Annotated in this window: 1 CRISPR repeat array (running past one end of the window). The window is 43.6% G+C overall.

The features are described 5' to 3' along the window. Positions 1 to 6681: a CRISPR direct-repeat array (repeat unit 37 nt; unit sequence GCCGAAAACAACCTAAAACCCTATCAGGGATTGAAAC); it begins 2327 nt to the left of the window's first position. The last annotated feature ends 105 nt before the right edge of the window (positions 6682 to 6786 follow it).

The following is a 6786-nucleotide window of genomic DNA, read 5'->3' on the forward strand; positions in this document are numbered from 1 at the left end:
CCCTATCAGGGATTGAAACATATATATGGGCCGATTACGGTTCCTCGCCTGATACTGCCGAAAACAACCTAAAACCCTATCAGGGATTGAAACGTTATTGGGAGACCGCTGGATGGAGGGAAAACGGCAGCGCGCGAGCCGAAAACAACCTAAAACCCTATCAGGGATTGAAACGTTATTGGGAGGTTTTTTTAAGTGATAATTTGTTGCCGAAAACAACCTAAAACCCTATCAGGGATTGAAACCTCATCGGCGGTGTGGTTGTTGGTGGTGTAGTTGCGCCGAAAACAACCTAAAACCCTATCAGGGATTGAAACATTATCTATGCCAGGGATGACGATGAGCTGACAAGCCGAAAACAACCTAAAACCCTATCAGGGATTGAAACAGCAATGACATCAATGAAAGAATCGTAAACGTTAAGCCGAAAACAACCTAAAACCCTATCAGGGATTGAAACCGCTGGCGGTCGTGTCTCAATCGGGAGATTTTAGCCGAAAACAACCTAAAACCCTATCAGGGATTGAAACCGGCCTGAATCATCAAATTGGTAGCCATTTATCAGCCGAAAACAACCTAAAACCCTATCAGGGATTGAAACCCTTCGGATATTGGAAAGGAGAAAGGCAAGGGATATTGCCGAAAACAACCTAAAACCCTATCAGGGATTGAAACCGATGGAGCGTTTGGAGGTCGAAAAAAGGCATCGGGCCGAAAACAACCTAAAACCCTATCAGGGATTGAAACTCAGGCGGACATACCGGGTGCTGAAAGGTGGGCCCTGCCGAAAACAACCTAAAACCCTATCAGGGATTGAAACCGCACATGGTTTTCGCTCAACCAAAGGCAGACCCCTGCCGAAAACAACCTAAAACCCTATCAGGGATTGAAACCAGAGAGCGTCAGGGTGCAGGATATCATCATGGTCCAGGCCGAAAACAACCTAAAACCCTATCAGGGATTGAAACTTCCCTCAACCAAAGGCAGACCCCTTTTCTCAGGCCGAAAACAACCTAAAACCCTATCAGGGATTGAAACGCTCCGGATACCTTCAAGGTAGCGACTAAAAAGCCGCCGAAAACAACCTAAAACCCTATCAGGGATTGAAACTCGCATTTAGCGCCAAGGAGGCGAAAAACCAGTAAGCCGAAAACAACCTAAAACCCTATCAGGGATTGAAACGCCATAGTTTTTCAATTAAAATTAAATTATATCGCCGAAAACAACCTAAAACCCTATCAGGGATTGAAACATTCCCTTCCAACTTTGTGGTAAACAAATGTAAAGCCGAAAACAACCTAAAACCCTATCAGGGATTGAAACGACAAGAAAATAGCGGCCAAGTTTAGCCGCTAAAAGCCGAAAACAACCTAAAACCCTATCAGGGATTGAAACGAAGATTATTGGTTTTTCGCCTGCCTTGCGCTGAATGCGAGCCGAAAACAACCTAAAACCCTATCAGGGATTGAAACCTCGCTGAATCAGCGACAGACGCCTTTTCTCAGAAAGCCGAAAACAACCTAAAACCCTATCAGGGATTGAAACTAAATGGGGATAAAGCTGCCTCCATCGCTCGATAGGCCGAAAACAACCTAAAACCCTATCAGGGATTGAAACCTACTACGCTGGCCACCGGGGTAATATTCTCCAAAGCCGAAAACAACCTAAAACCCTATCAGGGATTGAAACGCAGATTCCCGTTGACCCAAGCAAGCACCTGAAGGCCGAAAACAACCTAAAACCCTATCAGGGATTGAAACCGACTACGCTAGCCACCGGGGTAATATTCTCCAAATGCCGAAAACAACCTAAAACCCTATCAGGGATTGAAACCTCGACCATGATGATATCTTGCACCCTGACGCTCGCCGAAAACAACCTAAAACCCTATCAGGGATTGAAACTTATGAGAACGACGAAGAAGTTTACGCCTAAAGAGCCGAAAACAACCTAAAACCCTATCAGGGATTGAAACCGTGACAACCGCAGTGACTTCGGGAGGCACTTCTGGCCGAAAACAACCTAAAACCCTATCAGGGATTGAAACTAAAACCTTGCAGATTAAGGGATTTTCCCGCAAACAAGCCGAAAACAACCTAAAACCCTATCAGGGATTGAAACACTCTAGACCATGATGATGTTCTGCACCCTGATGGCCGAAAACAACCTAAAACCCTATCAGGGATTGAAACCTTTACCGACTGATGGGTGCGCTGAATTTTAAGCCGAAAACAACCTAAAACCCTATCAGGGATTGAAACTAGAATCTAATAAGCCAAAAGGCGCGATCAACCAAAACCCGCCGAAAACAACCTAAAACCCTATCAGGGATTGAAACCCAAAAACAAACAGTTGTAGATCAGCACAGAAAAGGCCGAAAACAACCTAAAACCCTATCAGGGATTGAAACTAAAACCTTGCAGATTAAGGGATTTTCCCGCAAACAAGCCGAAAACAACCTAAAACCCTATCAGGGATTGAAACGCATTTGCGACCTTTCCCCGACCTCGACGCAGACCCAGCCGAAAACAACCTAAAACCCTATCAGGGATTGAAACGCGGAATCATCCTGCTCAATGGAGCAAGATGCACCGAGCCGAAAACAACCTAAAACCCTATCAGGGATTGAAACATATTATTAATTAATAGAAACCGATTTCTTCTTCCGCCGAAAACAACCTAAAACCCTATCAGGGATTGAAACGGAACGCTGACAACCAACTGGAGTCGCAGAATCAGCCGAAAACAACCTAAAACCCTATCAGGGATTGAAACAGCAATTGCAAGAGAATGAAAGTCCATAGAAGCACGGCCGAAAACAACCTAAAACCCTATCAGGGATTGAAACATATAGTGAGATATGCACAGTATTGAAGCACCCCCCATGCCGAAAACAACCTAAAACCCTATCAGGGATTGAAACGGGTGACTTCCATCGTACGGAGCCAACCAGTAATGCCGAAAACAACCTAAAACCCTATCAGGGATTGAAACATTTCCGGCGCGGGTTCTGGTGTCGGCGTTATCTGCCGAAAACAACCTAAAACCCTATCAGGGATTGAAACCCCAGATTGATAGCAGTGCTGGCCCTTGGTAAATTCGCCGAAAACAACCTAAAACCCTATCAGGGATTGAAACCCATTTATCAGCGATATCGTTCCAACTAAGCGAGAGTAAGCCGAAAACAACCTAAAACCCTATCAGGGATTGAAACCAGGGCTGGCTCCGTTCCATGGAAGTTACGATGCGCCGAAAACAACCTAAAACCCTATCAGGGATTGAAACACGGGCATAGATAATCACCTTTGAATTATCAGCAAGGCCGAAAACAACCTAAAACCCTATCAGGGATTGAAACCGATATGTGATATTATTAAATAGTAGAAACTATCAGCCGAAAACAACCTAAAACCCTATCAGGGATTGAAACTTACTTCACATTCTTTCAACCGCAATCAATTTTGGCCGAAAACAACCTAAAACCCTATCAGGGATTGAAACGAATTGTTGAAAACTCTGCACACAAAGGTAGACAAGCCGAAAACAACCTAAAACCCTATCAGGGATTGAAACCTTAACCCCCGGAATAAACACTCATACTTAAACACGCCGAAAACAACCTAAAACCCTATCAGGGATTGAAACGCTTCGATCTATCGCGCCAGAGTCACGCCGGGAGGCCGAAAACAACCTAAAACCCTATCAGGGATTGAAACACGCCGGGAAATCGAAAGGATCTGGGGTAGGAACGCCGAAAACAACCTAAAACCCTATCAGGGATTGAAACTTTTTCCTCTAAACTCATAAACCTAAAAGTTGCACGCCGAAAACAACCTAAAACCCTATCAGGGATTGAAACCCTGAGAGCTTTGCGGACTGCTGGGCATTTACTCCCCGGCCGAAAACAACCTAAAACCCTATCAGGGATTGAAACTCATCAAAAGCCCACTAATTAATCCAGCAAATTCAGGCCGAAAACAACCTAAAACCCTATCAGGGATTGAAACGGAGAGAGGAATGTGCGGACGTGGTTTTCTTTGAACGCCGAAAACAACCTAAAACCCTATCAGGGATTGAAACGATAATCTCCACGCTGATTTAGAGAATATAGTCCCCGTGCCGAAAACAACCTAAAACCCTATCAGGGATTGAAACGCAAATTGCCGTTAACCCAAGCAAGCACTTGTAAGCCGAAAACAACCTAAAACCCTATCAGGGATTGAAACCTCTTGTGGACTTTTGTTTTTTTGCAGGTACTAACAAGCCGAAAACAACCTAAAACCCTATCAGGGATTGAAACATCGAATTGGGGAAAGGCACAAGCCCACCTTTGGCCGAAAACAACCTAAAACCCTATCAGGGATTGAAACCGTGCGAATTGTAGGTGAGGCTTTTGAGGTTGGCGAGAGCCGAAAACAACCTAAAACCCTATCAGGGATTGAAACATATCAGCTCCCATTTTCTCGAAAAAAATATTTAGCCGAAAACAACCTAAAACCCTATCAGGGATTGAAACGAAGTTCCCTGGTGGTTGCCGTCACATCTCAGACCTGCCGAAAACAACCTAAAACCCTATCAGGGATTGAAACATACTATTAAATAGTAGAAACTATCGAATATTTCGCCGAAAACAACCTAAAACCCTATCAGGGATTGAAACCCCTAATTTTACGCTTGCCCGTCGGGTTCCACCGCCGAAAACAACCTAAAACCCTATCAGGGATTGAAACGTGGCTTACGCCTTGAGCGAGCTATAGGATTGCTTGGCCGAAAACAACCTAAAACCCTATCAGGGATTGAAACTCAGATGGGAATTCAATACACACGAATGGAACCCTGCCGAAAACAACCTAAAACCCTATCAGGGATTGAAACTATTAACAGCCTATTAATCACCTTGTCTAACTCAGCCGAAAACAACCTAAAACCCTATCAGGGATTGAAACTGGAGAATAAGGAAAGCAAGCCTTTTTTCTCAATAATGCCGAAAACAACCTAAAACCCTATCAGGGATTGAAACCCATGTTTCCGAAGTTTCCGCGACGCTCTACCATAAGCCGAAAACAACCTAAAACCCTATCAGGGATTGAAACGATAATTTAATTGGACAACAGGGAGTAAATATTAAGCCGAAAACAACCTAAAACCCTATCAGGGATTGAAACATACAACAGCAATCTTGGATAAGTATTCGGAGAGCCGAAAACAACCTAAAACCCTATCAGGGATTGAAACTATATTGGCACGCTGCTGTTGATATGTCAATAAAGCGGCCGAAAACAACCTAAAACCCTATCAGGGATTGAAACACTTCAACAGACTTGATAAAACCCAGTGCAGGAAAGAGCCGAAAACAACCTAAAACCCTATCAGGGATTGAAACACAAAAAGGGTAATTCTAGAGTTAATACCATTTCCAGCCGAAAACAACCTAAAACCCTATCAGGGATTGAAACTTATCAAGTAGCCGAGCTAGATGATAGATTCCTGGAAGCCGAAAACAACCTAAAACCCTATCAGGGATTGAAACTTATGCTCCCTTTCAGTGCAGTCAGGCCGCAGAAGCCGAAAACAACCTAAAACCCTATCAGGGATTGAAACTGCCTCTTAGCTTTAAGCAATCTCAAATATTTATCTGCCGAAAACAACCTAAAACCCTATCAGGGATTGAAACAAGACACAACCTCTCAATCATTCGGTTTAATTGGTGGCGCCGAAAACAACCTAAAACCCTATCAGGGATTGAAACCTACAATACTACTCTCTACAATCTAAAATACTTAAGCCGAAAACAACCTAAAACCCTATCAGGGATTGAAACTTTAATGTTGTTCACATTGCATTATACAAGCTGTATAGCCGAAAACAACCTAAAACCCTATCAGGGATTGAAACTAGATTTTAGGTTTATTAATGGGCGGTCAATTGCTCGCGCCGAAAACAACCTAAAACCCTATCAGGGATTTGAAACACGGTTCTGCGTGTTTTGTACCGCTTAATGGGCGCCGAAAACAACCTAAAACCCTATCAGGGATTGAAACCGGTAATTCGGTGTAGGTACTCATTGGGTTGAGCCGAAAACAACCTAAAACCCTATCAGGGATTGAAACTTAGGGGTGTTTTCGAGGCGGATTCGGGTAGATGCCGAAAACAACCTAAAACCCTATCAGGGATTGAAACTCAGGAGATGGCATGGGAAGAGAAACACCAAGAAAGCCGAAAACAACCTAAAACCCTATCAGGGATTGAAACTAAAAATTATTCCTCGTGGTGGCAAGGTTATTACGCCGAAAACAACCTAAAACCCTATCAGGGATTGAAACAAATAACATTAAAATACTCGGTAACAGATTTAACGGGCCGAAAACAACCTAAAACCCTATCAGGGATTGAAACGCAGCCCCGGCAGTGGCGGCGGTTACTCCAGTTTCGCCGAAAACAACCTAAAACCCTATCAGGGATTGAAACCGAACACTGGCAGCTTAAAAAGGAGGCTCTGCGCGCCGAAAACAACCTAAAACCCTATCAGGGATTGAAACCTCCTAGCCATTCCATTGTGATTAGGCGATAATGCCGAAAACAACCTAAAACCCTATCAGGGATTGAAACTACAACAGCCTTTCCCTTTGAAAATACGCTGCTGAGCCGAAAACAACCTAAAACCCTATCAGGGATTGAAACTTGAGTGGTTGTATTAAGTCGTTTGCGGGTAAGTAGTCAGACACAATTAATTACACAAATACATAGTAGAATGATATTTCCGGCAAAATTATGAGTTAATTACAG

Source organism: Microcoleus sp. AT3-D2 (genome assembly GCF_036705715.1).
In the GTDB taxonomy this organism is placed as follows: Bacteria; Cyanobacteriota; Cyanobacteriia; order Cyanobacteriales; family Microcoleaceae; genus Microcoleus.